Source organism: Microvirga arvi, assembly GCF_016892765.1.
Taxonomy (GTDB): domain Bacteria; phylum Pseudomonadota; class Alphaproteobacteria; order Rhizobiales; family Beijerinckiaceae; genus Microvirga; species Microvirga arvi.
This window is the reverse complement of sequence record NZ_JAFEMD010000153.1, coordinates 1-2,437: the sequence shown is the minus strand read 5'-3', so window position 1 is coordinate 2,437 and position 2,437 is coordinate 1. Positions and strand designations below refer to the sequence as shown.

4 protein-coding genes are annotated in these 2,437 nt (G+C 60.4%); 3 read left to right on the top strand and 1 reads right to left on the bottom strand.

Features of this window, described 5'->3' with window-relative positions; translation table 11 throughout:
* Positions 1-38: 38 nt before the first annotated feature.
* Positions 39-641: a TetR/AcrR family transcriptional regulator gene (locus ILT44_RS30180; protein WP_204243296.1), complete on the bottom strand. Its 603-nt coding sequence runs from the start codon at positions 639-641 to the stop codon at positions 39-41.
* Positions 642-772: 131 nt separating this feature from the next.
* Here ILT44_RS30180 and ILT44_RS30175 point away from each other — a divergent pair, with 131 nt between their 5' ends.
* The 3 genes from ILT44_RS30175 (at position 773) to ILT44_RS30165 (ending at position 2,204) form a co-directional block, all read left to right on the top strand.
* Complete coding sequence (locus ILT44_RS30175; protein ID WP_204243295.1) at positions 773-1,054, top strand: hypothetical protein; 282 nt, start codon at positions 773-775, stop codon at positions 1,052-1,054.
* A gap of 101 nt (positions 1,055-1,155) precedes the next feature.
* Entirely contained in the window at positions 1,156-1,704 is a 549-nt protein-coding gene (locus tag ILT44_RS30170; RefSeq protein ID WP_204243294.1) for a YybH family protein, read from the top strand.
* 161 nt (positions 1,705-1,865) lie between these two features.
* The gene (locus tag ILT44_RS30165) at positions 1,866-2,204 is read left to right on the top strand and encodes a hypothetical protein (RefSeq protein WP_204243293.1); all 339 of its coding nucleotides are present in this window, start codon (positions 1,866-1,868) and stop codon (positions 2,202-2,204) included.
* The last annotated feature ends 233 nt before the right edge of the window (positions 2,205-2,437 follow it).

Below are 2,437 nucleotides of genomic sequence, written 5' to 3'. Positions count from 1 at the left end.
AACAGGCATTATGGAACTGCGAGCAGACCTCTCACGGACTAGACCTGCCGCGCAGCCTTGAGCGTGTATTCCAGGATCTGAACTTTCAATCGGGTCAATTCCGCAGGGGCGAGATCAACTCGTGTGAACTGCGTCCAAAACTGAAAGCTGGTGACCGCGACGGCGACCTGGATGACGTGTGCGCCATCCCCGGTATGCGCCAGCGCCTCCCTGACCAGCGCCTCAACGCCGGCCTCCACAGCGGTGAGAAAGCCATCGAGCTCCGGCACGAGTTCGCGATCCCGCGCCGCGAGGGCGAGGCGGTGCGCGCCCCGGGCGTAGAAGGCATCCAGTTCCTCGACCAGCCGCACGAGGCGGTCGCGGCCAGTCTTGGCGTCGGCGAACACCGAAGCAGCAGCGTCGGGAGTCGGGGGACGCATCTCCTGCCACACATGCGCGCCGCAGGCCCGCACAAGGTCGCCGAGCGTGGGGAAATGCCGGGAGACAGTGGCCGGCCCGACACTAGCGCGTTCCGCGATCTCCGCGAAGGTTGTGGGAACCACTCCCTTCTCGTCGTGGAGCCGCATCGTCGCCGCCACGATCCGCTCGCGTATCTGGTCACGGGCCTCTGCCCGCTTCTGCATCCGGTAGTCTCTCGCCATCAGATCTCTGCATTTGACAGAATGTTAATTTCGTGAAATTTATATATTTCGAAAATATCTAATCCAGCAAAACTAGCCCGTCAAGACTCTCATGATTGCGGAACGCGATTGGTTCCGCAGGAGGCGAAGCTATGCCCACACGTCCTCTCTTCATCCTTGCAGCCACCGCTCTTGTTCTCACAACCGCTGGACCGGCTCTGGCCGCATGCGGATCTACTCAGGTCGTTCAGGTAGGAGGCCTGAGTGGGGATCCCGAGAAGGACACCTTCGGCCTCCTGTGCGGGCCCGCTGATGTCGAGCGAACCAGCTCCCTCACCAGTTCCACGCACAATGAGATCCTGCAGATCGGCGCGAATACGGGCGAGGCCGAGAAGGACACCCTGGGCTACCTGCAAACGGCAGCGGCTCCGTAGCACCCGCCCTCTAACAGATCACTGATCCCAATCCCTCCTCCTACGGGAGCTGGCTGAAGAACCCAAGATCCAGAGGTCGTGAACTCATTCAGGAGGTCTCCATGAGAACCGTATCGAGAATTCTTGTTGCGTCGATGCTATGCATCACAGTCTCTCCAGCGTTAGCAACTCCGGACGAGGAGGTCCGAGACATCGTCGCAGCTTGGGCACAGGCCTATACGGTGGGTGATCACAGCAAGATATCGCAGTTGTACGATCGCTATGCCCGCCTGCATGGTGTGGACGCCGCCGATATGATCGGACCGGAGGCCATCAGCGAGCACTATTACTTTGAGAACTGGCGCAACGCGCCGCGTTCAGTGAAGCTCAGTGACATCAAGTGCTACGCGTATGATGATGCGACCGCCACTTGTGCCGGTGGCATGGAGTTCGTCGTGACCGGGCAGTCAGGCGAAACGGTGAGCCAGCCGTCCCAGGTCAGCCTGGCATTCGCGTATGACCATGATGTCGGACGGTGGCTGATCCATGACCATCGGGTGCTGCGCGGCATTGCCGTCGCGGTAAAGCCTGCGCCCACACTCCAAGCCGATGCGGTGCAACCCTCGCTAAGCAGCGTTCCAGCGAGCGCAGCAGCAATCCCTGTCCAATGAGCGGTGCAGGGCGTAGTTGGTTCCCACCGGCTGCGCCCTGTCACGACCACGATGATCCGGGCTCATGCTGACGGCCGGGGCAACTGGCACTTGGAAGCCAGGGCTTGGATCCAAGAGAAGCGGGACCCGTGGGGGAGGGGCGTATGTTGTCAAGAGCCGCTGTGGCCGTTGTGCTCGCCGCCAGCCTGCCGCTGCCAATCCAAGCCCACGACATCTACTCGCATTTGAAAGACAAGTTGGGTACGAGCTGCTGCGATAACAGGGATTGCCAGCTTGCTCCGTACCGGTTCGTCGCAAACGGTCTGCAGATGTTCGTCGACAAGCGATGGATCGCGGTGCCAAGCGACAAGATCCAATATGTGGCGGTCCCTGGCGACACGGGCTTGACGGGTGGAGGTCATTGGTGCGGGTTTGCTGATCAACCGAACGGAATGGATCCCGAGGCCCTGTACATCACACGCTGCGCGATCCTGCCGCCTCAGTCTGCGTCGGCCCAGTAGGCCCGCCACAATTCGCAGAAAGGGCCTTTACGGAACTGGATAAGGTTCCTTTTTAACGTATGCCGAAACTTCCATCGCGGCTCATGGCAGTGAGTCAGTAAAGAGTCAGTCTACACGACCACTCTGCCCGGCCTCAGCACGAATGTTAGATAACGCTTGAGGAGCTGCTGGCACCAAACCCGCTGCCGGGATTGTGCCGTATGACTCGGACCGGTCAAAGTCAGCTCAGGGTC

Excerpts from the sequence above, each read along its gene's own strand:
- ILT44_RS30180 (WP_204243296.1), bottom strand. The coding sequence starts at position 641 with ATGGCGAGAGACTACCGGATGCAGAAGCGGGCAGAGGCCCGTGACCAG.
- ILT44_RS30175 (WP_204243295.1), top strand. The coding sequence starts at position 773 with ATGCCCACACGTCCTCTCTTCATCCTTGCAGCCACCGCTCTTGTTCTC.
- ILT44_RS30170 (WP_204243294.1), top strand. The coding sequence starts at position 1,156 with ATGAGAACCGTATCGAGAATTCTTGTTGCGTCGATGCTATGCATCACA.